Raw genomic sequence first — 26,544 nt, 5'->3', positions numbered from 1 at the left:
GGGCGCGGGGAGGCGAATAAGCGACTTGAATGTTGTTCACTCGGTACGCAGCAACTGCCGAATGCGTGCTGCAAGCGAAGAGACGGCAAACGGCTTGGTAAGCACCGCCATGCCCGTTTCGGCATTGGCGATGTTGAACAGCGCCTGCTCTGCGTAGCCGGTAATGAACAGCACCGGCAGGTGGGGTCGCTTCACCCGGCCGGCATCGGCCAATTGTCGTCCGTTCATGCCACCCGGCAATCCCACATCGGTGATCATCAGATCGATACGTACATCGGAGTGCAGCACCTCCAGACCAGCCAGGCCGTTAGCGACCTGGATCACGCGGTAGCCGAGATCTTCCAGTACATCTATCACCAACATGCGCACGGTCGGATCATCGTCCACCACCAGTACAGTCTCGTCGGCATTGGCGATAGGCAGGAGCGAGCGCGACGATTCCGTCCTTTTGCTCTTTGCAACCCCCTGGTGGCGGGGCAGGTAGATCGAGACCTGCGTACCCTGGTCGACGGCCGACGTGAGCCGCACCTGTCCACCTGATTGCTTGGCGAAACCGTAGATCATCGACAGGCCCAGCCCAGTGCCCATGCCAATGGGTTTGGTAGTGAAGAACGGATCGAACGCTCTAGCGATGACATCCGGCGGCATGCCCGTACCCGTATCACTCACGCGTAGCCGCAGGTATTCGCCGACAGGTAAATCATGCGGCCTGGACTCTTCCGGGGTGACGTAGCGGTTGTGAATTTCGATATGGATGTCGCCACCGTTGGGCATGGCGTCGCGAGAGTTGATGCACAGGTTGAGCAGCGCGTTTTCCAGCTGCGATGCATCGACCAAGGCGATCCAGGGCTCTGCGTCGCCTGAGCATTCCACGGAGATTTCCGGCCCGACGGTCCGCCGGATCATGTCCAGCATGCCTTCGATCAGCTCGTTGGCGTCAACCGGTCTGGGGGCGAGCGTCTGTCGACGGGAAAAGGCAAGCAGCCGATGGGTGAGGGAAGCGGCTCGTTTGCTCGCGCCCTGTGCTGCGTCAATGTATTTTCCCGTGTCCCGCGGTCGACCCTGATCAATGCGCAGGCGGATCAGATCCAGGCTGGCAGAGATAGCCATCAGCAGATTATTGAAGTCATGCGCAAGCCCGCCGGTAAGCTGACCGACCGCTTCCATCTTCTGCGACTGGCGCAGTTGCGCCTGAGCTTTCGCCAGCTCGGCCTCGCGCTCCTTTTCACAGGTGATGTCGCGGCCTGTCGCGTAGGTGAGATTGCCTGCTGGCGCGGCTGTCCACGACAGCCATCGCACCGAGCCATCCTTGTGACGGTACCGGTTGGTGACCTGCAGTTGTTCACCCCGCGCCGCTTGCTCGTACGCGTTGACGGTCGCTGAGTGATCGTCGGAAACGACGAACTCGTTGACGTGATGCCCGACCAGCTCCTCTTCGGAATACCCCAGCAGCTTCCCCCATGCTGGGTTGACACGCTTGAGGATGCCGTCGAAGTCAATGATTCCCATCAGGTCCGGGGCGGTGTCCCACATCAGGTCGCGCTCTTCGGTACGGACGGTGACTTCCGTCGCGAGTCGTTCGTTGAGTTGCTGAAGCTGTTGCTGCGCTGACGCGCGCTCCCGCTCGGCAACGATCTGCGACGTGATTTCGAAGCCCTGGTTGAACAGGCCGACTACGCTACCGTCCTCGCCGCGAATCGGACTGGCGGTGATATTCCAATAAGTCATCTCGAGCTGGCCGCGCCTGACCATCGGCAGTTCGATGCGCTCCTCAGCGAATCCCTCTCCGGTGGCCATGGCGTGATGAAACATCGGCGCGACGGCGTCCCACGTCTCCTTCCATACTTCCGCTACCGGACGCCCCAGTGCGTCCGGATGACGCTCTGCCATGGACGGAATGTAGGTATCGTTATAGAGCATGCACAGGTCGGGTCCCCACAGAACTGTACCGAGCACAGGCGAGTTCAGACAGATGGAGACTGCCGAGCGCAGCGACTGCGGCCAGGTGTCGGGCGAGCCGAGAGGCGTGGTGGACCAGTCACGCTCGCGCATGCGCCCGCCCATTTCTCCGCCGCCGGCAAGAAAAAGATGCTCACTATTCATAACCGGACGCTCGCTTGAGTCACGTAACCCCTTTTTCCTCGCCTACTCTTGTGATTGTTCAGAACAGACTGCGCCTTGCTAGTTCGATAGGGCGGGAGTGATTTCGTCTATCTGTGCCACGAATCGTGTCGATGTGGCCCGGGTCCGCCTGAACGCAATTGCCATCAAGGCTAAGGAATCGGCGAGGTACGACTACCCTGTCTGTTGATGCGAAGAGGTGTTCATGAACCTGCAAGAGCTGATCACGCTGGCGACCGACGGTCAGATACGTGAACTGGAGCTACTGTCCCTGGAAGGAGGTTTCTACATAGTGCGCGCGCAGCTACACGACAAGGCCCGCACTTTGCTCGACAGCCGGGGCAAGGCGATGCACCTGCACTCCGCCACTCAACTGCGTGATCTGTTGCGTGACCTGCCATCCTCGGCACCGACGATGCCCTGTGTGCTGGTGCAGCATGTGGTTCACGATGAACTGTGTGGAGTGCGCCAGGGTCCGATCGAGCCGCTGCGCCTGCCGATTTCGTTGAGTTTGGCGTGGTGACCCGGTTGCATCGGCCAGGAGCAGGATGTCGATGGTTACCGCGGCCAAGCGGCATGAGGCAGATCGTGACCGCACTGCGGAGGGTGAAGAAAGGCCCACGCGCCCCTGTTCGGTCAGACCGGCGTGACTGGGCAGGGCGGGGCAGGTGGAGCGGAACGAACGCGAATGCCCAACGGGCCGGGTTCCGGCACGTCGACGCTTATGCAGTTGCGGCCGGCGTTCTTTGCCTCGTAAAGGGCCCGGTCTGCTCGACTCAATGCTGATTCGATAGACTCATGGCCAGCATCGATTTGCGCGCAACCAATGCTCGCGGTAATACGTATCAGCTCATCGGTACCTATCCGGACGTCGAGCGCGGCACAGGCAGCGCGAATGCGCTCTGCACATATGCTCGCCTCCACCAGATCCGCACCGGGGAGTAGCAGCACGAACTCCTCTCCTCCAAAGCGGGCAACCAGATCGTCGGCACGGCTGTGCTGCTTCAACGACTGGGCCAGCGCGACCAGAACCTTGTCGCCGCAGGCGTGACCGTGCCGGTCGTTGACGCTCTTGAAGTGATCGACGTCGAGCACGAGTAATGACACGGGCGTGTCCATGTCTTTCGCCAGCTCCAGCAGATAATCGGCTTCGGCAAAGAAGAACCGCCGGTTGTAGAGCCTGGTCAGCGGGTCGGTGGAGGCCTGACGCTTCAGTTCTTCCTGCGACGAGCGGATGTCTTCGAGAATCTTGATCCGATGGGAAATGATGAATGCGAGCGTCAGCGCTTCGAGGACGATGCCAATACCGACGCCGTGACTGTTCAGGTAGTTCGGCGCAATCAGTCCTTTGTAGAACAGTACCGCGATGCCATTGAACACGACGAAAAAGGTGTGCCCAACGAGGAAATACTTCACTAGTGGATTGCCCTTGCGGTACAGCGAGATGCTCACCGAGAACGTCACCACCATCACCAGCGCCGCCAGGCTGCTGGATGGTTTGAGCGCCGCAGAAATATCGAAGAGGCCCCAGATGAGCGTGCCGGTCAGCAACACGATCAGCCCCTGAAGAAAGCGGTGCTCGGTGCGATACGCCGTACGCGTATCGAAGATCGCCATCATGAAAAGCACCAGGAAGACCGGCATGGTGATCAGTGAGATGTTCAGCTTGAAGGCCTGAATCCCGTACACGTCGAACATGCTGGCTATTAGCCCGTAGGACAGCGCGATCCAGACCAGCCCCGAAATCAGGTACAGCGAATAGAACATGTTTTCTTTCTTGCTGGTGGCGAAGTAAAGCAGACCGTTGTAGAACACCAGCGCAAGCAGCATGCCGACCATCAGCGCGATGTCCGCATTTACGCTGATCAGAGCGCGACGGGAAGTCTGTTCGTCGAGAATTTCCGCCGCGAACCATTGATGGGAGAACGAATGGCTGCGCAGGTACAGCACAGTCGGCTGGTCGGGCAACAGCGTCAGAGGATAGACGGCGGTCCCGCGATACAGCAGATCGCTCGCGCCTGCGTCGTTCAGATCCAGTCGCTCCTGGCGCAGCAGGGTCCCGTTGCGCTCCTCGAAGAAGTCGACCGACCGGACGTGATACGCATGGGGAAGATGAACGAACACCCTTCGCTCAGCGTCGGTGACGTTGTTGATGATCAGCCGGAACCAGGTGACCTTGGCAGCGGTGCCCAGCGTAGTCCTGCTGCCGGTGTCCAGAAAGGGGAGGGTTCTGACCTGTTCGTATGTCCGCGCTTCGGACGCGTCCACATGATAAGCCATGGGGAAATCGGTCAGCTTGATGGAGCCGGTTCCGATCGAGACGTTCGGTTCTGCCCAGGCGCCAACCGACGTCAACAGGACGAGCAGCAAGAGCGACAGCTGTTTATGTAGGTCCATCTACGCGTGCCGTTTTTGTATTGAGCCTTATGGTAGCGAAGAAGGGCGGGGCTACCAAGCGCCAAAGCGACGGAACGGCCGCGTTTCGCCATGTTTTGGCAGGCGCGCCGATAACCGGTATGGCAGGTCGGCAGGACAGGCATCGGAAGCGCGACGTGTGCATCACCTGTCGGTACGTTTCGCCAGAAGCGACCGAGATGTATCGAGGGAAGCACAGAAACCGAAAGGCTGCGGTTAAGCGGCCTCCCAGGTCAAACGAACTCGAGCGGCTATCAGCGTTTGAGGCGGTCGTTCGGAGTCTTCGTGGTGTCCAGGGTTGCGTCACGGCGAGTGGCGTCGTTCTGAACATCGACATCAGTGTGGCGCACGGTGTCGTGGATGGTTTTTTCGCAGTCCGAAGACTCCTTGCCGACCGTGACTTCTTCAACGACCCGGGCGCGCTTCTCGAGGAAGGGCGACGAATCACCATAGAAGCACAGCGGTTCCGCTCCAGATGGGTGGTGCCACTCACCTGGAGCTCTCGGGCGCGCCGGCCAACGATCGATACACGTTGACCATTGCCAGCACCTTGTCGGTCTTGCTCTGCACCAGGGTATTACGGATGCTCGTCAGCTCCTGTTGCGCCTCAAGCAGTTCGAAGTAGTCGATCAAGCCTTGTTCATACCTGTCGCGTGCCTGCTCTACCGCACGGTTTGCGGCATTCGTAGCGCTCTGCAGGAATGCCTCGCGCTTCTGGGAATGCTGGTAGCGCAACAGCCAGGTTTCGGTTTCTTCCAGCGCAAGCAGTACAGCCTGGCGGTATTCGGCCAAGAGCCTCGCCGATTGGGCATCGGCTGCGTCAATGCGCGCCTGTACCTCGGCGCGGTCGAGGAAGGTCCAGTCAATCCCCAGGGCTACCCGGGCGGTGCGGGCCTCGCCGGTGAACAGGTCCGAGCCGCTGCCGGCCAGCGAGCCGAGCAAGCCGTCCAAGGTAAAGCGCGGGAACAGGTCGGCAGTAACTACGCCGATGCGCGCACTAGCGGCCGCCAGGCGCCGCTCTGCCGCCTGAACATCCGGCCGTCGCCGCAACACGTCCCCAGGGCTGCCAGCGGTGATCCTCGGGTTCTTACCAGGCACGTCGGCAGGCACCGTGAGCAGGGGAGCGAGCGCTGTAGGCGGCTGGCCGGTCAAAACGCCGATACGGTGTATGGCGGCACCGATTGCTGCCTGCAGTGGGGGTATGGTCGCGCGGGTTGAGTCCAATCGGGCTTGAGCTCGAAGTTGATCGAACAAGGTGCTTCGGCCAGCGTCCAGACGAGCATCGACGATATCCAGCGAGGCCAGTTGCAGCGCGACATTCTCGTGCGCCACGCGTAGCTGCTGCTGCAGGCCGCGCAGTTGAAAGTAGCTGCTCGCCAACTGACCGGCGAGTGCGACCTGCAGGGTCTGCCGATCCGCCCCAGCAGCCTGCAGCTCGGCTTCGCTGGCCTCCGTTGCGCGCCGCAATCGCCCGAACAGGTCCAGCTCCCAGCTCAGCGCCACGCCGGCCTGATAGCTTTCGATTCGCTCCTGCTCAGGCTGAGTACGCTCGACTTCGGCCAGCCGCTGCCCCGACACGCCCGCGCCAGCTGTCACGCTTGGCAACTGATTGCGACGAGCGCCGCGCAGCAGGGCTTCAGCTTGCTGATAGCGCGCCAGGGCCGCCCGCAGGTTCTGGTTGTCGTCCAAGGTTTGCTCGATCAACTGCGCCAGTAGCGGATCGTCAAAGCCCTGCCAGAAGCGCTGTTCATTGTCTGCGGCCAGCTGGGCGGACCGCGGACCAGCCTGATCGTGTTCAAAGCGTGTCAACGGCAGAGGCTCGGGGGCTTGATAATTCGGACCCACTGCACACGCGCTCAGCAGCGCGGTCAATGAAACGATGCTCGCTAACTTATGCATGATGCTCTCCCAAACCCGGCTGCCCAGCGGTCTGCTTCAGCGGTTTGTGTTCGCCCCGCTTGGCCAGCGTTCTCAGCGCAACGTAGAAAACAGGCGTCAGCAGCAGCCCGAACAGGGTCACGCCGATCATGCCGGTAAACACCGTGATGCCCATGGCGTTGCGTACTTCTGCTCCGGCACCCGATGCCACAACCAGCGGTACGACGCCAGCAATGAAGGCCACCGAGGTCATAATGATCGGGCGCAAGCGCAAGCGACTGGCTTCCAGCGCGGCGATCACGGTGTCGCGGCCCTGGCTCTCCAGCTCACGGGCGAACTCGACGATAAGAATCGCGTTCTTGCACGCCAGACCCATCAACACCACCAGCCCAACCTGAACAAAAATGTTGTTGTCGCCTCCGCTCAGCCACACCCCGAACAGCGCCGCGAGCAGACACATCGGCACGATCAGAATCACCGCCAGCGGCATTACCCAGCTTTCGTACAGCGCTGCGAGTACCAGAAACACCAACAGCAGCGCCAACGGAAACACCACCATCGCCGCGTTGCCCTGGGTTACCTGCTGGAAGCTGAGGTCTGTCCATTCCAGCGTCATGCCGGCAGGCAACACGTCATTGGCGACGCCGGACACCGCTGCAAGCGTCTCGGCGGACGACAGCATCGCCGGGTCGGACTGACCGATCAGATCGGCGGCTGGATAGCCGTTGTAGCGGATGACCGGGTCCGGGCCGAAACTTTCGCGCAGGGTCACCATGGTATTAAGCGGCACCATGTCGCCGTTGGCATTGCGCGTGTACAAGTGATCGATGTCGCTCGGGTTGTCTCGGAACTGCGAATCAGCCTGAGCCATGACCCGATAGGTCCGGCCGAACAGGTTGAAGTCGTTGATGTACTGCGAACCGAAGTAGAGCTGCAGACTGCCGAACAGATCATCGAGCTGCACACCCTGGGCCTTGGCCTGCCGGCGATCGACATCCGCGTCCAGCTGCGGCACGTTGGCCTGGTAGGAGCTGAACGGGTAGAACATGCCAGGCGTCTGGCTCAGCGCGCCAGCCAACTCATTGGTCGCGGTTTGCAGCTCGCCGTACCCGGCGCCCCGCCGGTCCTGGATGTACAGCGAGTAGCCCGAGCCAGCGCCGAGGCCGAACACCGGCGGCGGCATGAAGGTAATCGCAAAGCCTTCGTTGATGGCACCGAGCTGGGCGTTGATATCGTCGGAAATCGCCTGTGCGGTGCGATCGCGATCCTCGAAATCGTCGAACACCATGAAAACGGTTCCAACGTTCGGCGTGTTGGTGCCCTGCAGCGCGTTGAAGCCTACGAATGCCAGCGCGTCGGAGACGCCTTCGGTATTCAACGCCAGCTCACTGACCCGGCGCGCAACCTCTTCGGTTCGGTCCAGGGAAGCGCCTTCGGGTAACCGAATACTGCCGATCAGATAGGTCTTGTCCTGAGTCGGAATAAAGCCGCCGGGCACCTGGCCGAACATGAATGCGGTACCGCCCAGCAACACTACGTAAAGACCGAACACCAACCCCCGGCGGCTCAGGCTACGCCCCACCAGCCGTTCATACCGCTGCGCATTACGCAGAAAGAACCGGTTGAACGGGTGGAATATCCAGCCGAACAGGCGATTGATGATGCGCGCAGGCAGATCCGGCGCAGCACCGTGCGGCTTGAGCAACGCAGCAGCCAGCGCGGGCGAAAGCGTCAGCGAATTGATTGCGGAAATCACCGTGGCAATGGCGATGGTCATGGCGAACTGGCGGTAGAACTGCCCGGTGATGCCATCCAGAAACGCCATGGGCACGAACACCGCGCAGAGCACCAGGCTGATCGCGACGATCGGCCCGCTCACCTCGCGCATTGCCTGATGCGCCGCGGCCAGTGGTGCCAGCCCAGCCTCGATATTGCGCTCGACGTTTTCCACCACGACGATCGCGTCATCCACCACGATGCCGATCGCCAGCACCATCGCAAACAGCGTCAGCGTGTTGATGGAAAAACCCATCATCAGCAGCACGGCAAAGGTGCCGACAATGGATACTGGCACTGCCAGCAGCGGAATCAGCGACGCGCGCCAGGTCTGCAGGAACAGGATCACCACCAGTACCACCAGAGCGACCGCTTCGAGCAAGGTGACGATGACCGCCTTGATCGAGGTGCTGACGAAGACCGTGGGGTCGTAGGCCACTTCCCAGCTCAGGCCTTCGGGGAAGTCGGCTTCGAGCTCGCTCATTTTCTCGCGCACCGCCGCAGAGACGTCCAGCGAGTTCGAGCCCGGCGCCTGGAAGATCGGCAGCGCCACGGCCTGGCGGTTGTTCAGCAATGCGCGTAAGGAGTCCTGCGAGGCGGCCAGCTCAACTCGGGCGACATCCTTGAGCAGCGTGACTTCGCCCTGTGCGCCGGTCTTGAGCACGATGTTCTCGAACTCCTCGACGCTCTCTAGCCGACCCTGGGCGTTGATGGAAATCAGCATGTCCGAGCCACTCGGCATCGGCGGCGCGCCGATCTGCCCGGCAGAAACCTGAATGTTCTGCTCACGCACCGCTGAGCTGATGTCGCCAGCCGTGATGCCCAGCGAGGCAGCGCGCTGCGGATCGATCCACAGCCGCATGGCGTAGTCGCCGGAACCGAACAGGCCAGCCTGGCCGACACCCGGTATGCGCGCCAGCTCATCGCGGATATGCAGCACGGCATAGTTGCGTATGTAGGTAGCGTCCAGGCTGTCGTCCGGCGAGGTCAGATGCACCGCCATCATCAGATTCGGTGACTGCTTTTGGGTGGTCACGCCGAGCTGGCGTACGTCCTCGGGCAGGCGCGGCAACGCCTGTGATACGCGATTCTGCACCTGCACCTGGGCCTGGTCGGCATCGGTACCGAGCGCGAAGGTCACGGTCAGCGCCAAGCTGCCGTCACTGCCGGCCACCGACTTCATGTAGATCATGTCCTCGACGCCGTTGATGGCTTCTTCCAGGGGCGTGGCGACGGTCTCGGAAATCGTCTTGGGGTTGGCGCCCGGGTAGCTTGCGCTGACCAGCACGCTGGGCGGCACCACCTCGGGGTACTCACTGACCGGCAGCAGCGGGATGCTGATCAGCCCGACCACGAAGATGATGATCGACAGCACCGAGGCGAAAATCGGCCTGTCTACGAAGAAGCGCGAAAAGTTCACGGCAACAGCCTCCCGGAACGCGCCCCAAAAAGCGCGCCCGTATCAGTTGGGAAAGACGAAAGGTTGGGGGAGTTGGAGCTATCGAGCTGTGGCGACAACCACCGGCGGCGGCGCACGGCGCATGTCGACGAGCTCCGGCGCCACTTCGATGCCGGGGAAGGCGATCTTCTGTAGCCCGTTGACCACCACACGCTCACCCGCAGCGAGTCCATCGGTGATGACCAGCAAGCCGTTGACCTGGCGCCCGGTTTCGACAACGCGACGCTCCGCCTTGTTATCGTCTGTCAGCACGTACAAATAACGACGATCCTGATCGGTCAGCACCGCTTTCTGGTCTACCAGCAGTGCTGCTTGCGCTGAGGCGACCGGCATTTCCACGCGGGCGAACTGACCCGGGCGCAGGTCGCCATTGGGGTTGGCTACCTTCGCCCGGTACTGCAGTGTGCCCGTCCGCGGGTTGTACTGGTTATCGATGAAATCGAGCTGGCCCTGGTACGGGAAGTTTTCGCCGCCTGCCAGGCCGATGCGTACCGGCACACTTTCGCCATGCGGGTTGTTCTGCACGGTTTGCTGATCGCTTTCGAAATACACGTATAACGGGTCGACGGAGACCAGCGTCGAGAGCAGCGTGGCGTCGGCCGTAGCTAGATTGCCTCTGGTCACCTGAGCGCGGCCAATGCGGCCACTGACCGGCGCCTTGATCCGGGTGTATTCCAGATCCAGCTGGGCGCTTTGCAGGGTTGCCGCGGCTGCGTTCACCGCTGCCTGCGCCATGCTCTTCGCTGCGTTGCGCTGTTCGAACTCCTCGCGCGCGATGGCCCTGCGCTCCCACAACTGCGCGGAGCGCGCCGCCTCGCTGCTGGCCAGCGTCAACTGGCTGCGCATACGCGCCAGCTCGGCTTCTGCCATCTGCACCTGCGCTTCATAAGGACGTGGATCAATAACGAAGAGCACGTCGCCTTCCTTGACCAGCGCACCTTCTTCAAAGCGCACCTGATCGACATACCCGCTCACCCGGGGCCGAACCTCGACTGTCTGCGGCGCTTCGACCCTTCCGCTGAAGGCGCCCCATAGCGTCACCGCCTCAGGCTTGACGATGGCCACCTCGACATCTGGCGGCGGCGGAGGGGTTGCGCTGGCTTGGCCCCGGGCATCGCAGCCGGCCATGAGCGCCAGAAGCAAGGCTCCGAGCAGCGCGGCTTTGGCTTCCTTCAATGTGATGGTTTGCATGTGCTTCTCACTTCCCGTCGGGGTGACTGATCTTGATCGCTCACTGGAAGACGCAGCGCGTCTCGGTAGTGCTGGAACGATACGACCGACGCCGTTCCCCCGGGTAGCGCGTTACTGCAGCATGATTGCCTAATCCTGTTCGGGCCCGGGCAGGCGGCACGTACATCCGCTCCACAACAGGTCATTCAGCCACATGAGCACACCGCCAGAGAGCGCTTACAACGGCGGATTGCGCGATCCTGCCAGTTTATTGCCTATTTCTGCAGCGGACATGCGAGCGTCATGTTCCTTACCTAATCCTGTATATACTGCTTGCATGCCCACTGGAGGTCAGTCATGAACACCGTCGCCCACCCCGCCATAGCCTTCGATACCGTCAGCAGCCCGACGGCACTGCCTGCGGCGCCCAAGTGTCGTGATCTGGCGGATCTGGTTTCGGCGCGAGTCACCCAGGAAGGGGTGTACGAAACTGACATCCCCGGGCTCGATCTGTTTCGCGTCGACGCCCCTACGCCCTGCATGTCCACGGTGTACGAACCGTCGCTGTGCGTGATTGCGCAGGGCAGCAAAACCGTGCAGCTAGGTGACCGCGAGATCGTCTATGGTGCTCTGAGCTACATGGTGTCCAGCGTCGATCTGCCGGTAAACGGTCGCGTGGTGGATGCCTCACCGGAAAACCCGTTCCTGGCGGTCAAGATCAACATCGACCCGGCGGAGGTGGCGGAGCTGGTGCTGCAGCTGGGTGACACTGCCGAGTCCGGGGAGCCTGCGGATTGTCCGTACTCAGCCTGCGGGCTCTGCGTCGCCCAGGTCGATATGGGCATACTTGATGCGATGACCCGCCTGTTGAGGTTGCTTGACTCTCCAACGGATGCCCGCGTGCTTGCCCCCTTGATTCAGCGCGAAATCATCTATCGCGCGCTGGTCGGAGAGATGGGCGCCCGGATGCGCGAATTCGTATCCGCGGACAGTCAGTCCAATCGCGTTTCCCGAGTGATTTCGGTACTCAAGGATCGATTTGCCGAGCCGCTGCGAATGCGTGATTTGGCCGAAGACGTGAACATGAGCGAATCGACGCTGTATCACAGCTTTAAGCAAGTCACGCGCATGTCGCCGTTGCAGTTTCAAAAGAAGCTTCGGTTGCACGAGGCACGCAGGCTGATGCTCAGCGAAGGGTTGGAGGCCGCCACGGCCAGCTATCGAGTCGGTTACGAAAGTCCCTCACATTTCAGCCGCGAATACAGCCGCATGTTCGGCGCGCCGCCGCGAGCGGATGTGGTAAAGCTGCGCGGTGAGACACGGATAGGCGTGCCAGCGTAGCCGACTCCGCTTTACGAAGGCTTGACCCTGTAGGTGCTACAAGCTTTATCCTGACCGTATTCGAATCTACCGAGGATTGGTCATGGACAGCTGCTGTGAAAACAAGGCAGGCGAACTGGCACAGTTGAGAAGCCAGCAGAGCCGGGTGCTTTATATCGTTCTCGCGATCAACGCGGGAATGTTTCTGCTCGAGTTCGTAGCCGGCTGGATTATCGGATCGACCGCGGTGCTGGCTGACTCGCTGGATATGTTCGGCGATGCCTCGGTGTATGCCCTGACGCTCTACGTGCTGCACCGCAGCGCGCGGACCCGGGCCGGCGCGGCGCTGTTCAAGGGCAGCCTGATGTTGTTGTTCGGTTTGCTGGTCATTGCCGATGCCGTGCGCAAGCTGCTGATCGGCGGCGTGCCGGAGCCGCAATGGATGGGGTTGATCGGTTTCGCGGCGCTGATCGCCAACACCCTGTGTTTCATGCTGCTGTATCGCCATCGCAGCGATGACCTGAACATGAAATCCACTTTCCTGTGCTCACGCAACGACCTGATCGCCAACAGCAGCGTGATCGTTGCGGCCGTTCTGGTGGGTGTTACTGGGACTCTTTGGCCGGACGTGATAGTGGGCCTGGCCATCGCAGCATTGTTTCTGCATTCCGCGCGACAGGTTCTTACCGAATCCTGGGCGGAGTGGCGGGGCGCGGCTGTTGTGCCAGCCGCTACGGCCTCTGCAGATGACTCCAGTGACTGCTGCGGTGCGCAGCCGGCCAACCCGGCGCAGAGCAGTTGCTCGACGAAGGCGGCACCGCAAACCAGGGCGGCCAGTAGCTGTTGCCAGCCCCAGGCCGTTGAAGCACAGCCAGCCTGCTGCGGCCCGGCATCAACAGATAGTTGTTGCGAGCAGCCCCCTGCGAAGGGAAAAGGGCAATGCTGTTGAACTGGGCGCTGCGCGAATGGCTTCGGCGTGGACCGCGAATCTGAGCGCCAAACCACGACAGGGCGGCTTGAACGCCATGACGGCTTAAAGGGATGTCCATGCATGTACTGGAAAACAGACTACCGCCGCCGCTTGTGGCCGCACTGTTCGGATTGCTGATGTGGCTGGTCTCTCGCTACGTGCCGGGCCCGGATATGGCGCACTCGGTGCGGTTGGCGCTGGTGCTGGTCGTGTTGGCTGTTGGCGTGGGTTTCAGCCTGGCTGGCGTCGTGTCGTTCCGACAGGCGCGAACCACCGTCAATCCGCTGAAGCCGGAGACGGCCTCGGCACTGGTGCGTACAGGTGTTTATCGATATTCGCGCAACCCGATGTACGTGGGCTTCGCCATGGCGCTGTTGGCCTGGGCCCTGTACCTGTTCTCTCCGGTGTCGTTGCTCGGCGTGCTCGGGTTCGTCTTGTATATGAATCGCTTCCAGATTCGGCCGGAAGAGCGCGCCCTGGGCAACGTATTCGGTGGCGAATTCGAGACCTACAAGGCGCAGGTGCGCCGTTGGCTGTAGCACTCGGTTGCGCTCGGTCGCGGTCGATGTTCTGCGAAGCTGCTCAGATGCCAACGGGTTCACAAACCACCATCGCATAGAGGCCAAGCGCCACTTGGTAACTCTTTTGTAATTTGAATGACATCTTCCTGTCGCACGCTAGCGGGCCCGAAACCTGACTGTCCGATTCAGTGAGACGACCGATGCATCCAGTCTGCCGCCGGCTACGCCGCCACCTGTTGTTCACCCTGTTTTTTCTACCCAGCCTGGTCTCCGCCCATGATCTGGAGATTCATGGCTCGAACACCATTGGCGCCGCGCTGGCGCCCATGTTGATGACCGGCTTCCTCGAGCAGCTTACCGGCGAGCCCGTCACCGTTAGTGCTACGGGCAACGCCAACGAGGCCGTGCTCGGCACCACGCGGGCTGGCGAGCCACTGACGGTGCTGGTTGCCGCGCATGGCACCAGCACCGGGTTCACCTCGATGGCTGCCAGCCAGGCCGACATCTGGGCTGCCTCACGACGCGTCAAGACTAACGAAATCGAGGCCATGAAAAGCCGGGCCGACATGACCGAACCCAGTAGCGAGCACGTCATAGCCATCGATGGTCTGGCGATTCTGGTTCATCCGTCCAATCCGGTCGCTCAGCTCAGCATTGAAACGCTGGCCAGAATCTTTGCTGGGGAGATCACCAACTGGTCAGCTGTCAGCGGCCCTGATCGGCTAATTCAGGTCTATGCCCGGGACGACCAATCAGGGACCTGGGATACCTTCAAGGAGCTGGTTCTGGCAGGCAGGTACACGCTGACCGGCGAAGCCCTGCGCTACGAGTCCAATGATGAATTGTCCAAGGACGTCAGCCGGGATCCGGCGGGCATCGGCTTTGCCGGTTTCGCCTCGGCGGGCAACAGCAAGCTACTGGCGATCGCCGACGGCGATGCTCCGGCGCTGAAACCCAGCAAGCTGTCGGTGGCGACCGAGGACTATCCGTTGTCGCGCCGGCTGTATCTATACACGCCGGGGGCGACCGGCCAACCCCTGGCCCAGGCGTTCATTGAGTACGCTCAGAGCCAGGCAGGGCAGGACATCGTGGCGAAATCCGGCTTCTTCTCGCAAAACCCCTTCGCGGTTGACCCGATGTACGACGCTGGCGTCCCGGATACCTTCAAGCGCCTGACCGAGCGCTACCAGCGCTTGTCGGTGAACATCCGTTTTGCCGAAGGCCATACCAAACTCGACAACAAGGCAAACCGGGACTTGCTGCGTGTTCAGGCGTACCTCGAGCAAACCGGCAAGACCGGCCGCGATCTCATGTTGATTGGCTTTGCGGACAAGCGAAGCGATGAGCTGCGCGCCCAGATGGTCTCCGAGCTGCGGGCACGTTCTGCCAGCAAGGCGCTGCGCGAGCTTGGGACCATTGTGGCGGGGCATACCGGCTACGGCCATTACATGCCCGTCGGTTCGGCGGGCGGAGATGCCGGCGCCCAGCGCAATGGTCGAGTGGAGATCTGGGTCCGCCGCTGACCGCATCAGGTCGGCTTGACGTCGTGGTGGTGGGGCCTGGTCTGCCTGGAAAGGTGGGCCGAACGAAATGTTGACGGCCCCAGCAGCACCGCTACGCTTTGAAGTGATGGCAAATCAACCAAGGCAGACACACGATGCTTGAATCACTGCACAACAAATACCTTATGGCCCTCGGGCGTACGCTCCTTGTTCTGATCTATTTCATCGGCGGCTTTGCTCTCCTCACCGGAGACGTGCCGGTCGATTACGCCGCCTCGAAGGGCCTGCCGGCGTTCGCGGTATGGATCGGATTCGCCATCAAGCTGTTCGCCGGGCTGGCCGTCATCATCGGCTTCCAGACGCGGATCGCGGCGCTGTTGCTGGTGCTGTTCACCTTGGGTACGGCGTTCATCTTCCACCCGTTCTGGGTGGAAGGGGAATGGAACAGCTTCTGGAAAGAGATTTCGATGATCGGCGGGTTGTTGTTCCTGGCCGCAGTAGGGCCGGGCGCATTGAGTGTGGATGAGCGGAAAAAGTAAGCGGAGTTTTCCAACGTAGGAGCGCACCTGGGCGCGAATAGCGGAGTGTGAGCCGGTACGAAGTCCGTGCATTCTGCTTCGCGGTCATGCCCGCTCCTACAGACAAGAACGGGGCCTATGGGCCCCGTTTCGTTTTTAGCGCTGCGCGGTATCGCGTGGTTCGATTAGCGGGAAGTCCGGCTTGAATTGATCCAGCAGACCGAGCAGCTCGAACAGCTTGGCCTGATCACCATCCACGGTGATCTCCCCGCCTTTGACCGCTTCGGGGAAGGTGATCTTGCGGAGCAGTATGTCGTTCAACGTGCTGCGGGTAAGGAAGACGGTGGCTGCTGCATCGGCCGACTGGCGGTCCGGCAGCCAGGTTAGGGTGGCGTTCTCCAGGTTGGTGCGGATGCGCTCGTTGGTGTCGGTAAACGCCCAGTTCAGGACGATGTGCTTGCCCTCGGCCTTCGGCCCGTTGAGGCGCACGCCGAACAGGTCGAATACCATTCCAGTAGTCAGGCCTTGCAGCATGTCTTCATTACCCGTGCTGGTGCCGGTCGCTGGTTTGGCGCTACCGCGCAGATCCTGAGCAGCAGACAGATACACGTCACGCCAAGGGCCGGATTCGGCCTGATAGCCGAGTTGCTCCATGGCGTCGGCAGCCAGATTGCGCGCTTCCTGATTCTTCGGCTCGGCGAACACCGCCTTGCTCATGACCGTCGCCACCCAGCGGTAGTTACCCTCGGCATAATCCTGGCGGGCCCGTTCGATGACCTGATTGATGCCTCCCATGTACTCGATCGACTTGCGTGCTTCGTCCACTGCCGTCGGCGGGTTCAGGTTGGCCGGGTTGGCGTCGTACCAGCCCAGGTACTTCTGGTATACGGCGCGTGAGTTGTGGCGCAGGGTGCCGTAATAGTCGCGGGCAGACCACTCCTTCGCCAGGCTGGCTGGCAGCGTGATGTTCTCGGCAATTTCGCCGGGGCGGTAACCGTGGTTCATCAAACGTACGCTCTGGTCGTGAATATGCTTGTACAGATCACGCTGAACGCCGAGGAAATGTTTGCTCTCTTCGGTGCCCCAGACGGGCCAGTGGTGCTGGGCGATGAGCACGTCGGTGCGGTCACCGTAGTCTTCCAGTACCTCATCGATGTAGCGCGACCACAGGCTGGCATCGCGAATCTCGGTGCCGCGCAGCGTGTACACGTTGTGCATGTGCTGAGAGGTGACTTCGGCCGTGTTGAACACACGTTGCTCAGGGAAGTACATCATCATTTCGGCGGGCGCTTCACTGCCCGGAGCGAGATGGAACTCGATCGGCACCCCGGCGATCTCGCGCGTGCCGTTCTCGGTGATGACATCGGTAGGTGCGATCAGGGTCCGAGCACCCTGCGACAGTCCTTTGCCCAAGCCGGTGTCGACGTAGCCGCGAGGGTCGATGGGCAACGCGACGCCGTACATATAGGCGGCGCGGCGGGTCATGGCGTTGCCAGCGATCACGTTCTCGCTGACGGCGTTTTCCAGAAAGCCGTCTGGCGCATAGACCTTCACGCGGCCCTGATCGACGTCATCCTGACTGATCACGCCTTTCACGCCGGCGAAATGGTCGGCATGGGAGTGGGTGTAGATCACCGCAACCACCGGCTTGTCGGAGCGATGCTTGCGGTACAGCGCAAGGCCCGCCTTGGCAGTGCCGGGCGTCAGCAGCGGGTCAATGATGATCAAACCATCGTCGCCTTCGACGATGGTCATGTTCGACAGATCCATGCCGCGGACCTGGTAGATGCCGTCTGCCGCTTCGAACAGGCCGTGAATCGAGTTCAGTCTGGCCTGGCGCCACAGGCTCGGGTTGACCGTCGCTGGCGCTTCTTCGTCTTTGAGGAAAGCGTAGGGGCGGGCAGACCAGGCCGGCTTGCCGTCCTCGTTCAGTACCTCGGCGTTAGGCAATTCCGCGATGAACCCCCGGCGTGCGTCGTCGAAGGATTGCTTGTCGCTGAAATCGAGGCTGTCCAGTACGGCATCGTTCGCCTTGGTCGTGGCCTCGGTGGCAGGATTCGGTGCGGCCATCAGCGACAGCGGCAGCGTCAGGCTGAGCAGGGCGAGGCCTTGAGTGAGACCCTGGGCGAAGCTTGGGGAGGATGACTTGGGCATGGATTGCTTCCCTTGTTATTGGTCGACCCACTCTGCCAAGGGTATATTCATAAATCCAATGCAATCCCGGGCAACAAACGATGCGGTGTGCGCATGTATGATCTTCGTCAATTCAGGCACTTTGTAGCGCTGGTCGAGCACGGCAACTTTGCCCGTGCTGCGAGTGCGGCGCATCTCAGCCAGCCAGCCCTCAGTCGCAGCATTCAGGCGCTGGAAGCCAACCTCGGATGCGTGCTGGTCAACCGTCATACACGCAGCGTGAGCCTGACTGCTCAGGGTCGCACCTTGCATTCGCACGCGCTGCGGGTGCTGGCGGCGAGCAAGTCGCTGGAGCAGGCGGTCAGGCAGGTCGACAATCTTGAGGCGGGAGAGATCCGGATCGGCGCAGGACCCTTTCCAGCCGCGGCGCTGGTCCCGCGCGCGCTGGCCCGGTTGCTCGGCGATTACCCGAAGCTGCAGGTCGAGGTGGTGGTGGAAAGTTGGGAAGCGCTGCACCAGCGCCTGCTGGATGAAGACATCGAGCTTTTCGTTGCGGATATTCGCGAGCTTCGCGACGATCCGCAGCTGAGCGTGGAGCCGCTACCGGTGCATACGGTCATCGCAGTCTGTCGACCGGGTCATCCACTATGCCGGCGTGATGAGGTGACTTTCGAAAGCATCAGCGGATTTCCTCTGGCCGGCACGCACCTCCCCGACGCGGTCGCTCGGGGTATTCGGCAGGACATCGGCCGCGACCACGCGCTGAGCGTGTCGTGCGACAACTTCACTCTGCTCGCGATGCTGGTCGAGCATAGCGACGCCGTCTGCATGGCCCCCCGGGACGTGGTAAGTGATGCACTTGAGGCTGGACGGCTGGTGGAACTTAAGAGCCTGTCGGCGAAAGTGCGACACCATTCTGCATACGGTCTCGTCAGCCGCCAGGGGCGTCAGCTATCACCCGCTGCGCAGGCGCTGTGCGAGAAGATCCGGGAAGCCTGACCGGGCGTAAACGTATTGGCCAGCTGGTCAGATATCGCTGCGCATATCGAAGTAGGATTGGTCGTTGAGCGCGCGGTAAACCCCTTCGATGTTAAGCGGCAGCCACTCCTCATACATCGCAAGGTCCTTGTATTCGTCCCGCGCCCACCGTAGGTGTGATCGACGTGATTGTGACTGTAGGCGACATAGCGGATCGGTACGCGGTCGAAACGTTTGTCCAGTTCCTTGCGTAGCCAGGTCGCGGCGTCAGCGTCGATGGGATCGGTCGCGAAAAGGCCCGCATCGGTCACCATGAACACCGAGCGATACTGGCCGGCGGTAAAACGGTACACGTTGTCCTTCATTTGCTCGATGTCGTATTGCGTATCGGCAAATGCGTAGGGCAGGGCAGCCGTAAGAAGCAGAAAGGGAAGCAGATTACGTTTCAGGACACGGCGCATTGGATGGGCTCTCGTGGCTGAATGCAGAACGAAGAGTGAGCCGGCTGGGTGCTGTATACCGCCGTCAGGAAGCCAGGCGGGTCGGTGCCGTGTCGCGGCGCTCCATCAGCCGTTGGCTCACCGCCGCGCCACTGAGCTCACGAAGTTCTTTCTGATCGACCAGAACCAGCGCGCGGTGCTCGCGAGCCAGATGCTCGAGCGCCGTTCCTGAATGTTTGCCAACCCACAGCCCAGGCAGGACCTCTCGAGCGGGTTCGAGCACAACATTCTGATCTAAAAGATAAAAGTAGGTTTGCATGACGGGTCTGACCGAGGCTCGACAAGGCAGTTCACCTGTTTCCCGACCGTTCGTCGTGGCGCACGGCGTTTTCGTGGACTTCTCCGCCGAACGGTCTAGCAACTCGTTTCTTTGCCATCGGAAAACTGTGCGCTGGCGCACAGTTCGCCTCGACAGGGCTCGTTGAATGATGTCAATCCGGAACTAAGGGTCAGGAGATTTCGTCGATATTACAACGGGGTACGCCCCGATTGGTTCGGTCTTTCGAATTGACCAGGGAGTTGCAGTGAGAGCGTTCAACGTAGAGTTCTATAAAGAATCGCAGCAGCGTTTGGTGGAAGAAATCGAAGCGGCTTTCGGAGCACGATTCAGCTATGTTTTGCCCGCGAATCTGAGCCAGCTGGTATGCCTGAACCAGCACGCTGAATTGCAGCAGGCTTATGCGAAAGCAAGCCACTGCGTTTGTGAAAGCGCCGCGCTGGCTCCTGTCTTCAAACTCTGCAAGCGCGAGCTACCCGAGGTCATACCGATGCGGGACCTGGCCGAAACCTTTCTCGAAAAAGCTGCGCAGCATGATTGGCCGGTGACCATTATCGGCTGCGAGCCGCGCATCGTCCGAATGTTGCGCCGGCGCTATCCGACGGTGACGCTGAATCATCACTATCCACCGATCCCCCACATGCACAATCGGGACGTACTGGAGGCCTGCCTGAAGTTCATCTCCGAGCATCCGGCTCCCATTGCCCTGTTCAGCCTGCCGTATCCTGCCCAGGAACTGCTCGCAATGCAGACGCGGGATCGCGGAAGCATTGAAGGCGTGGGGCTTTGTGTAGGCAATGCACTGGAGCGACTGGTCGAAGAAGAAGAGCCGGCGCCTGCCTGGGTGCAAACGCTGAAGCTCGATCGCCTGCATTCGTCTGCCCGCTCACTGGATTGCTCGGTTACCGAGCTGCTGCGTTTCGCGCCGATCGCTGCGCGCCAATACTGGGCGAGCAGAGCCGAGGCGACCGCGTCTGAGCCGACGACCGCACCGCACGATTGACTCTCGGGGCTCTGGACGGCTCCAGCGCACCTGATGCGAAGGAGCCGGCTATGCCACCCGTTTCAATCGCGGATGCGCCGATAGCCAACACATGACTTCCAGCGCAAAAGCCGGATAATGGCGGGCCTTTCTTCTCGCTCGTCATTCTGGTGCCCCCATGGAAATCAAGGTCAACTTTCTCGACAACCTTCGGCTCGAAGCCAAGTTTGATGATTTCACGGTGGTCGCTGACCAGCCCATCCGCTACAAGGGCGACGGCTCGGCACCGGGTCCGTTCGACTACTTTCTGGCGTCATCCGCGCTGTGCGCGGCGTACTTCGTAAAGCTGTACTGCAACACGCGCAATATCCCGACCGACAACATTCGCCTGTCGCAGAACAACATCGTCGACCCGGAAAACCGCTACAAGCAGACGTTCAAGATTCAGGTCGAGTTGCCAGCTGATATCTCCGCCAAGGACCGCCAGGGCATTTTGCGCTCCATCGAGCGCTGCACGGTCAAAAAGGCGGTGCAGACCGGGCCTGATTTCGTGATCGAGGAAGTCGAGAATCTGGCTGCCGACGCGCAGGCGTTGCTGATGCCCATCGCTGAGGCAGGAGAGCAGACCCGGGTACTCGGCAAGGACCTGCCCCTTGAGCAGACCATTGCCAACATGTCGGGCATTCTCGCGAACCTGGGCATGAAAATCGAGATCGCCTCCTGGCGCAATATCGTGCCGAACGTCTGGTCGCTGCATATTCGCGATGCGCAGTCGCCGATGTGCTTTACCAACGGCAAGGGCGCGACCAAGGAAGCTGCGTTGGCCTCGGCGCTGGGCGAGTTCATCGAGCGGATCAGCTGCAACTTCTTCTACAACGACCAGTTTTGGGGCGAGGACATCGCCAACGCGCCTTTTGTGCATTATCCGAACGAGCGCTGGTTCAAACCCGGCCGTCGGGATGCGCTGCCGAAGGAGATTCTCGATGACTATTGTCTCGCGATCTACAACCCCGACGGTGAGCTGCGTGGCTCGCACCTGATCGACACCAATTCCGGCAATGAGCAGCGCGGCATCTGCTCGCTGCCCTTCGTGCGCCAGTCAGACGGCGAGGTGGTGTACTTCCCATCGAACCTGATCGAAAACCTATTCCTCAGTAACGGCATGAGCGCCGGCAACACACTCGCCGAAGCGCAGGTGCAGTGCCTGTCGGAAATCTTCGAGCGTGCGGTGAAACGCGAGATCCTCGAAGGCGAAATTGCATTGCCTGATGTGCCGCAGGAGGTGTTGGCTAAATACCCGGGCATCTTGGCCGGCATTCAGGGTCTGGAAGAGCAGGGATTTCCGGTGCTGGTGAAGGATGCATCACTGGGTGGCGAATACCCGGTCATGTGCGTCACCCTGATGAATCCGCGTACCGGCGGGGTGTTTGCTTCCTTCGGCGCGCACCCGAACTTCGAGGTTGCACTGGAACGCAGCCTGACCGAACTGCTACAGGGCCGCAGCTTCGAGGGCCTCAACGACCTGCCGCAGCCGACCTTCGAAAGCCAGGCCGTGATGGAGCCGAACAACTTCGTCGAGCATTTCATCGATTCCAGCGGCGTGGTGTCGTGGCGCTTTTTCAGCGCCAAGGCAGACTACGGATTCGTCGAGTGGGACTTTTCCAGTCAGGGCGAGAGCTCCAACGCCGAGGAAGCAGCGACGCTGTTTGACATCCTCGAAGGCATGGGCAAGCAAGCTTACATGGCCGTGTACGGCGACCTGGGCGCAACCGCCTGCCGCATCCTGGTGCCGGGGTATTCGGAGGTGTATCCGGTGGAAGATCTGATCTGGGACAACACCAACAAGGCGCTGTATTTCCGCGAGGACGTCCTCAATCTGCACAGCCTCGACGATGACAGCCTGCAAGCGTTGGTCGAGCGCCTGGAAGAGAGCGAACTGGACGATTACACCGACATCCCGACCCTGATCGGTATCGAGTTCGACGAGAACACGGTTTGGGGCAAGCTGACCATTCTTGAGCTCAAGCTGCTGGTGTACCTCGCGCTGAAGCAGTATGACGAGGCCAAAGAGCTGGTCGAAACCTTCCTGCAATTCAACGACAACACCGTCGAGCGCGGTTTGTTCTATCAGGCGTTGAATGTGGTGTTGGAGGTGCAGATGGATGACGAACTCGAGCGGACTGACTTTGAAGTCAACTTCCGCCGCATGTTCGGCAACGAGCGCATGGACGCTGCGATCGGCTCAGTAAATGGCAAAGTGCGCTTCCACGGCCTGACGCCCACCAGCATGCAACTGGAAGGGCTCGACCGGCATCAGCGTCTGATCGACAGCTACAAAAAGCTCCACGCAGCCCGCGCCAAATCCGCGTGAGCCCGAGCGCATACGCGCGGTGGGGATTCCGCTCGGTGGACAAGCTTCGCGTTGTCCACCCTACACGCGCAACGTGGGGTTATGCCTTTTCCTTATGCTTTTGATCTTCCGTTACCTCGGTACCACGGCTCCCTGCATCGTCCACCTCAGGCCACGGCTCGCGCGGTGGTTCGGCTCGATCGCCTTGGCGGGCTGCGTAGTTTTCGTTGCGCAATGCACGAGTCAGGCCGACGGCCATCGCCAGGATGATTACCGAGAACGGCAAGGCAGCCATGATGACCGCAGACTGTAATGCTTCGAGCCCGCCAGCCATCAACAGCACGACGGTCATCAGCGTCAGGATGATTCCCCAGAGAATGCGGTGCAGTGTAGGTGGGTCGTCGTAACCACCCGACAGGATAGTGTTGATCACCAGCGTGCCAGCGTTGGCAGAGGTAATCAGATAGGTCGCGATCAGAACGATCAGCGCCGCGGAGATCACCAGTCCGACCGGATCGGGCGCCAGCGTCTTCATCGTTACAAACAGGGCGCGCGCTTCGTCCGCGTTCACCGCAGCAATGATGCCACCGTTACCGAACAGCTCCTGATAAAGCGCAGTGCCACCGAACAGTCCAATCCAGACGATGGTAATGGCGGTGGGCACCAGCAACACGCCCATGACGAACTCGCGGAAGGTACGACCTCTGGATATGCGCGCAATGAACATCCCCACGAAAGGTGACCAGGCTAGCCACCAGCCCCAGAAAAAGACTGTCCATTCCGACTGCCAGTCGCTGTCATACGAGGCGTGCGTATACAAAGTCAACTGCAACAGGTTCTGCACGTAATGCCCGGTGGACTCGAGGGTAATGGCGAACAGATATTGGGTGGGGCCAAAAAACAGCACCGCCAGAGCAATCGCAATGCTCAGCCAGAAATTGAGCCGGGAGAGCGCCCGCACGCCGCGTTGCAACCCGGACACCACGGAGACGGTAGCGATACCCATGATGACCACCGCGACAGCGGATTGGATGGCGACGGTCTGCTCGAAGCCGAACACTTCACTCAGCCCCGCATTCATCTGCTGCACGCCAAGCCCCAGCGTCGTGGCGATACCGAACACGGTCGCGAAGGTCGCCAGCACGTCCACGGCGTCACCCATCCAGCCTCGGGTGCGGCAGCCGAGCAGCGGGATCAGGCCGGATCGTATGGTAAGCGGCTGACTCCGGCGGTACGCGAAAAAGGCCAGCGTCAGCGCAACGAAGGCGAAGATCGCCCAACCATTCAAACCCCAGTGAAAGTACGTGAGGCTCATTGCAACCCGTGCAGCTTCCGGGGACAGGTCGTCGCTGACGAAGGGATTGTTTTCAAACTGCAAAATCGGCTGTGCCACCGCCCAAAACAGAATGCCGACGCCAGTACCGGCGGCAAACAGCATGGCAATCCAAGAGAAAAACGTGAATTCCGGCTGCTCATCATTCCGACCCAGGCGCACGTTCTTATAGCGACCAATGCCCAGCCAGATCATGTAAAACAGCAAAAAAGCAAAGACGAATACGTAGTACCACTCCAGAAACGGGTCGAGCACACCACGTGCTTCGTCAAGTGTCTGGGCCAACTGTGCGGTAAACAGGCTGCCAACCGCCAGAAAGGACACGATCAGGCCGGTCGCCCATATCGTGACGCGGGAATTCATCCCTTTGAAAATGCCGGAACCAGACTGCTTGAATGCCATGCACACCCCTTTTTTTCTGGACCGTTTAGCCTAGCAAAGTGAGGGCGGCAGTCCAAAAACCCGAGCTTCCATCCTACGTAGGGTGGATAACGGCAAAGCCTTATCCCCCGCATGAGCGTGGCAGGCGAATACGACCGGTGGACAAGCTTCGCGTCGTCCACCCTACGTAAATCCCGCGCTCGCTACCGTAGGGTGGAAAACCGCGTAGCGTTTTCCACCAACTCCCCGTATTCCCCATCCACCTCCGAATCGGGACACTTCCCACCCGGATACACACCCATCGCCACCGCCCCATGAAAGCTCGACCAGGGCCAGTCTGCCAGCAGCTGAACGTGCCCGTGTTTCAGCGGGTTGTAATGGATGTAATCGAAGTGACGCTGGTAGTCCCGCTCATCCCGAATCAGATGTTCCCAATAGCGCCGCTGCCAGATTCCACGTTCACCGCGCCGCTGCTGCGTCGGGGTAAGCCGTTCGGTGGTTGGGAGGCGACGGGAAAAGGCAAACTTGATGATCTTCCAGCGCAGCGCGAAGTCGGCGTCGCCCACGGGCATCGTCCACATGCAGTGCATATGCTCGGGAAGCACAACTCAGGCGTCGATATGAAACGGATGGCGAGCTCGCGTGGCGCGGACACACTCCCGGAGCAGGGCGACCTCGCGCACCAGCAGATCGCTCGTGCGGTTGCGCAGATTGACGGTGAAGAAATAGGTCGCGCCCGGGACACGGGCGCGGCGGTAGTTCGGCATGCTGACTCATCCTTGAGTGGTTGATTCTTTCGGTGGACAAGCTTTGCGTTGTCCACCCTACGTAAACCCGCGCTCGCTTCCGCTTGGGTGTGGTTTACGGTGCCGCTTGGTGCACAAGCTTCGCGTTGTCCACCCTACATGAACCCCGGGCTGGCCTACCGTAGGGTGGGAACCCGCGAAGCGTTACCCACCGATCCGAGCCAAGTCACTCACGGAGCCGCCGGCAACTGCCGCTTGTGCTCCGTCGCATCGTATTGCTTGACGATCTTGCGCGCGGCGTCTTCATCAACGGGCTCACCCAGCAAAAACGCGTCGATCTGCTCATAGGCCACGCCGTGGGCGTCCTCATCCGGCCGGCCGGGTTCCAGCTCTTCGAGATCAGCGGTAGGTACCTTCTTGACCAGGTCCGCTGGAGCATTCAACTCTGCAGCGATACTCCGCACCTGATCCTTCACCAATCCGGTGAGCGGGGCGAGGTCACAGGCGCCGTCGCCGAACTTGGTGAAAAAGCCCATCACCGCTTCGGCAGCATGATCGGTACCGACAACCAGACCGTTGACGAAGTTGGCCAACGTATATTGCGCGACCATCCGCGTGCGTGCCTTGACGTTGCCTTTGACGAAATCGCGCTTGGCGGCGTCCGCTTGTTCGCTGGCAAAATCCTGCATCAGCGCATCGACTGCGCCCTTGATGTCGACGGTGCGGACCTGATCCGGCTTGATGAAGTCCAGTGCCGCTTGCGCATCGTGCTCATCCATCTGCACGCCATATGGAAGGCGCATCGCATAGAAGGAGGCATCGTAACCCTCCTGACGTAGGGACTCGACAGCCATCTGACACAGCTTGCCCCCAGTCGTTGAATCAACCCCGCCGCTGATCCCCAGCACCAGCGCGCGGGTGCGGGAGCTGCGAAGGGTGTTCTTGATGAACTCGATACGCCGCTCGATCTCCTGCTTGATTTCAGCAGACCCCTTGAGGTCGGGGTTCACTTGCAGTGCGCTGCGGATTTCAGAGCTACGGCTCGATGCGGTGTTCATGCGGGTCTCCTTAATGCTGTGCTCAGTAATTAACGTCTTCGACACCATAGGCGAGGTTAGTGCGGTCGCCAATAGCCAACCGGCATCCTTGCCAGCACCAATCCGGCCGGCGAGCGGCTCTGGTGAACGCGCTATGACTCACTCGCAATCCAGACA

Annotated in this window: 20 protein-coding genes and 1 pseudogene; 9 read left to right on the top strand and 12 right to left on the bottom strand. The window is 60.8% G+C overall.

The genetic code is table 11. The annotated features are described in order from the left end of the window. Positions 1–36: 36 nt before the first annotated feature. Positions 37–2,103, bottom strand: a complete 2,067-nt coding sequence (locus BLT85_RS08495) for a hybrid sensor histidine kinase/response regulator (protein WP_093393202.1) — start codon at positions 2,101–2,103, stop codon at positions 37–39. A 223-nt stretch (positions 2,104–2,326) separates the two neighbouring features. Here BLT85_RS08495 and BLT85_RS08490 point away from each other — a divergent pair, with 223 nt between their 5' ends. Then, positions 2,327–2,644, top strand: a complete 318-nt coding sequence (locus BLT85_RS08490; protein WP_093393199.1) for a DUF6482 family protein — start codon at positions 2,327–2,329, stop codon at positions 2,642–2,644. 113 nt (positions 2,645–2,757) lie between these two features. Here the strand turns inward: BLT85_RS08490 and BLT85_RS08485 are convergent, their stop codons facing one another. From BLT85_RS08485 to BLT85_RS08465, 5 genes are all read right to left on the bottom strand, one after another. Continuing rightward, complete coding sequence (locus tag BLT85_RS08485) at positions 2,758–4,518, bottom strand: sensor domain-containing diguanylate cyclase (protein ID WP_093393196.1); 1,761 nt, start codon at positions 4,516–4,518, stop codon at positions 2,758–2,760. A gap of 272 nt (positions 4,519–4,790) precedes the next feature. Continuing rightward, a complete protein-coding gene (locus tag BLT85_RS17000) occupies positions 4,791–4,997 on the bottom strand; it encodes a DUF2382 domain-containing protein (RefSeq protein ID WP_407920170.1) in 207 nt (68 codons plus the stop codon). A gap of 28 nt (positions 4,998–5,025) precedes the next feature. Next, positions 5,026–6,435 (bottom strand): efflux transporter outer membrane subunit, encoded by a 1,410-nt coding sequence (locus BLT85_RS08475; RefSeq protein ID WP_093393190.1) that lies wholly within the window; start codon positions 6,433–6,435, stop codon positions 5,026–5,028. Beyond that, entirely contained in the window at positions 6,428–9,610 is a 3,183-nt protein-coding gene (locus tag BLT85_RS08470; protein WP_093393187.1) for an efflux RND transporter permease subunit, read from the bottom strand. Before BLT85_RS08470 ends, BLT85_RS08475 begins: the two co-directional genes overlap by 8 nt. Before the next feature lie 78 nt (positions 9,611–9,688). Further along, complete coding sequence (locus tag BLT85_RS08465) at positions 9,689–10,840, bottom strand: efflux RND transporter periplasmic adaptor subunit (protein WP_093393184.1); 1,152 nt, start codon at positions 10,838–10,840, stop codon at positions 9,689–9,691. 336 nt (positions 10,841–11,176) lie between these two features. Here BLT85_RS08465 and BLT85_RS08460 point away from each other — a divergent pair, with 336 nt between their 5' ends. From BLT85_RS08460 to BLT85_RS08440, 5 genes are all read left to right on the top strand, one after another. Then, a complete protein-coding gene (locus BLT85_RS08460) occupies positions 11,177–12,160 on the top strand; it encodes an AraC family transcriptional regulator (protein ID WP_093393181.1) in 984 nt (327 codons plus the stop codon). Positions 12,161–12,242: 82 nt separating this feature from the next. Continuing rightward, positions 12,243–13,088, top strand: coding sequence for a cation transporter (locus BLT85_RS08455; protein ID WP_093393177.1), 846 nt, complete (start codon positions 12,243–12,245; stop codon positions 13,086–13,088). A gap of 98 nt (positions 13,089–13,186) precedes the next feature. Beyond that, positions 13,187–13,648, top strand: coding sequence for a methyltransferase family protein (locus tag BLT85_RS08450; protein ID WP_093393174.1), 462 nt, complete (start codon positions 13,187–13,189; stop codon positions 13,646–13,648). A 182-nt stretch (positions 13,649–13,830) separates the two neighbouring features. After that, positions 13,831–15,153: a substrate-binding domain-containing protein gene (locus tag BLT85_RS08445; RefSeq protein WP_093393171.1), complete on the top strand. Its 1,323-nt coding sequence runs from the start codon at positions 13,831–13,833 to the stop codon at positions 15,151–15,153. A 134-nt stretch (positions 15,154–15,287) separates the two neighbouring features. Continuing rightward, positions 15,288–15,671 (top strand): DoxX family protein, encoded by a 384-nt coding sequence (locus BLT85_RS08440; RefSeq protein ID WP_093393168.1) that lies wholly within the window; start codon positions 15,288–15,290, stop codon positions 15,669–15,671. A 135-nt stretch (positions 15,672–15,806) separates the two neighbouring features. Here BLT85_RS08440 and BLT85_RS08435 read toward each other — a convergent pair whose 3' ends face one another. Continuing rightward, a complete protein-coding gene (locus tag BLT85_RS08435; protein ID WP_231701448.1) occupies positions 15,807–17,804 on the bottom strand; it encodes an alkyl/aryl-sulfatase in 1,998 nt (665 codons plus the stop codon). A gap of 93 nt (positions 17,805–17,897) precedes the next feature. Here BLT85_RS08435 and BLT85_RS08430 point away from each other — a divergent pair, with 93 nt between their 5' ends. Then, entirely contained in the window at positions 17,898–18,782 is an 885-nt protein-coding gene (locus BLT85_RS08430; protein ID WP_093393165.1) for a LysR family transcriptional regulator, read from the top strand. Here BLT85_RS08430 and BLT85_RS08425 read toward each other — a convergent pair. Together BLT85_RS08425 and BLT85_RS08420 are read right to left on the bottom strand one after the other, a co-directional pair. Further along, on the bottom strand, positions 18,731–19,222 hold the full coding sequence (locus BLT85_RS08425) for an MBL fold metallo-hydrolase (RefSeq protein ID WP_093393162.1): 492 nt from the start codon (positions 19,220–19,222) through the stop codon (positions 18,731–18,733). The genes BLT85_RS08430 and BLT85_RS08425 overlap by 52 nt on opposite strands. Positions 19,223–19,286: 64 nt before the next feature. After that, on the bottom strand, positions 19,287–19,520 hold the full coding sequence (locus BLT85_RS08420; RefSeq protein ID WP_093393159.1) for a hypothetical protein: 234 nt from the start codon (positions 19,518–19,520) through the stop codon (positions 19,287–19,289). A gap of 265 nt (positions 19,521–19,785) precedes the next feature. On the opposite strand from BLT85_RS08420, the gene BLT85_RS08415 reads away from it, so the two are divergent. Further along, positions 19,786–20,541, top strand: coding sequence for a WecB/TagA/CpsF family glycosyltransferase (locus BLT85_RS08415; protein ID WP_157718151.1), 756 nt, complete (start codon positions 19,786–19,788; stop codon positions 20,539–20,541). 157 nt (positions 20,542–20,698) lie between these two features. After that, on the top strand, positions 20,699–22,891 hold the full coding sequence (locus tag BLT85_RS08410) for an OsmC domain/YcaO domain-containing protein (protein ID WP_093393153.1): 2,193 nt from the start codon (positions 20,699–20,701) through the stop codon (positions 22,889–22,891). Positions 22,892–22,970: 79 nt separating this feature from the next. On the opposite strand, the gene BLT85_RS08405 is transcribed toward BLT85_RS08410, so the two are convergent. The 3 genes and pseudogenes from BLT85_RS08405 to nadE form a co-directional block, all read right to left on the bottom strand. Next, on the bottom strand, positions 22,971–24,605 hold the full coding sequence (locus BLT85_RS08405; protein WP_093393150.1) for a BCCT family transporter: 1,635 nt from the start codon (positions 24,603–24,605) through the stop codon (positions 22,971–22,973). 182 nt (positions 24,606–24,787) lie between these two features. Continuing rightward, a pseudogene (locus BLT85_RS08400) lies at positions 24,788–25,351 on the bottom strand (REP-associated tyrosine transposase). Between the two features lie 209 nt (positions 25,352–25,560). Then, positions 25,561–26,388 (bottom strand): ammonia-dependent NAD(+) synthetase, encoded by an 828-nt coding sequence (gene nadE / locus BLT85_RS08395; RefSeq protein ID WP_093393147.1) that lies wholly within the window; start codon positions 26,386–26,388, stop codon positions 25,561–25,563. Positions 26,389–26,544 lie beyond the last annotated feature (156 nt).

The organism is Halopseudomonas xinjiangensis, assembly GCF_900104945.1.
Taxonomy (GTDB): Bacteria; Pseudomonadota; Gammaproteobacteria; order Pseudomonadales; family Pseudomonadaceae; genus Halopseudomonas; species Halopseudomonas xinjiangensis.
Note: the sequence above shows the minus strand (reverse complement) of the source record. Positions and strands in the feature narration are given on the sequence as shown.

What these genes read in the sequence shown, in the direction of transcription:
- BLT85_RS08450 (WP_093393174.1), top strand. Translation starts at nt 13,187, where the DNA reads ATGCATGTACTGGAAAACAGACTACCGCCGCCGCTTGTGGCCGCACTG.
- BLT85_RS08410 (WP_093393153.1), top strand. Translation starts at nt 20,699, where the DNA reads ATGGAAATCAAGGTCAACTTTCTCGACAACCTTCGGCTCGAAGCCAAG.
- BLT85_RS08495 (WP_093393202.1), bottom strand. Translation starts at nt 2,103, where the DNA reads ATGAATAGTGAGCATCTTTTTCTTGCCGGCGGCGGAGAAATGGGCGGG.
- BLT85_RS08430 (WP_093393165.1), top strand. Translation starts at nt 17,898, where the DNA reads ATGTATGATCTTCGTCAATTCAGGCACTTTGTAGCGCTGGTCGAGCAC.
- BLT85_RS08435 (WP_231701448.1), bottom strand. Translation starts at nt 17,804, where the DNA reads ATGCCCAAGTCATCCTCCCCAAGCTTCGCCCAGGGTCTCACTCAAGGC.
- BLT85_RS08425 (WP_093393162.1), bottom strand. Translation starts at nt 19,222, where the DNA reads ATGCGCCGTGTCCTGAAACGTAATCTGCTTCCCTTTCTGCTTCTTACG.
- BLT85_RS08460 (WP_093393181.1), top strand. Translation starts at nt 11,177, where the DNA reads ATGAACACCGTCGCCCACCCCGCCATAGCCTTCGATACCGTCAGCAGC.
- BLT85_RS08405 (WP_093393150.1), bottom strand. Translation starts at nt 24,605, where the DNA reads ATGGCATTCAAGCAGTCTGGTTCCGGCATTTTCAAAGGGATGAATTCC.
- BLT85_RS08485 (WP_093393196.1), bottom strand. Translation starts at nt 4,518, where the DNA reads ATGGACCTACATAAACAGCTGTCGCTCTTGCTGCTCGTCCTGTTGACG.
- BLT85_RS08420 (WP_093393159.1), bottom strand. Translation starts at nt 19,520, where the DNA reads ATGCAAACCTACTTTTATCTTTTAGATCAGAATGTTGTGCTCGAACCC.
- BLT85_RS08465 (WP_093393184.1), bottom strand. Translation starts at nt 10,840, where the DNA reads ATGCAAACCATCACATTGAAGGAAGCCAAAGCCGCGCTGCTCGGAGCC.
- BLT85_RS08490 (WP_093393199.1), top strand. Translation starts at nt 2,327, where the DNA reads ATGAACCTGCAAGAGCTGATCACGCTGGCGACCGACGGTCAGATACGT.
- nadE (WP_093393147.1), bottom strand. Translation starts at nt 26,388, where the DNA reads ATGAACACCGCATCGAGCCGTAGCTCTGAAATCCGCAGCGCACTGCAA.
- BLT85_RS08445 (WP_093393171.1), top strand. Translation starts at nt 13,831, where the DNA reads ATGCATCCAGTCTGCCGCCGGCTACGCCGCCACCTGTTGTTCACCCTG.
- BLT85_RS08475 (WP_093393190.1), bottom strand. Translation starts at nt 6,435, where the DNA reads ATGCATAAGTTAGCGAGCATCGTTTCATTGACCGCGCTGCTGAGCGCG.
- BLT85_RS08455 (WP_093393177.1), top strand. Translation starts at nt 12,243, where the DNA reads ATGGACAGCTGCTGTGAAAACAAGGCAGGCGAACTGGCACAGTTGAGA.
- BLT85_RS08440 (WP_093393168.1), top strand. Translation starts at nt 15,288, where the DNA reads ATGCTTGAATCACTGCACAACAAATACCTTATGGCCCTCGGGCGTACG.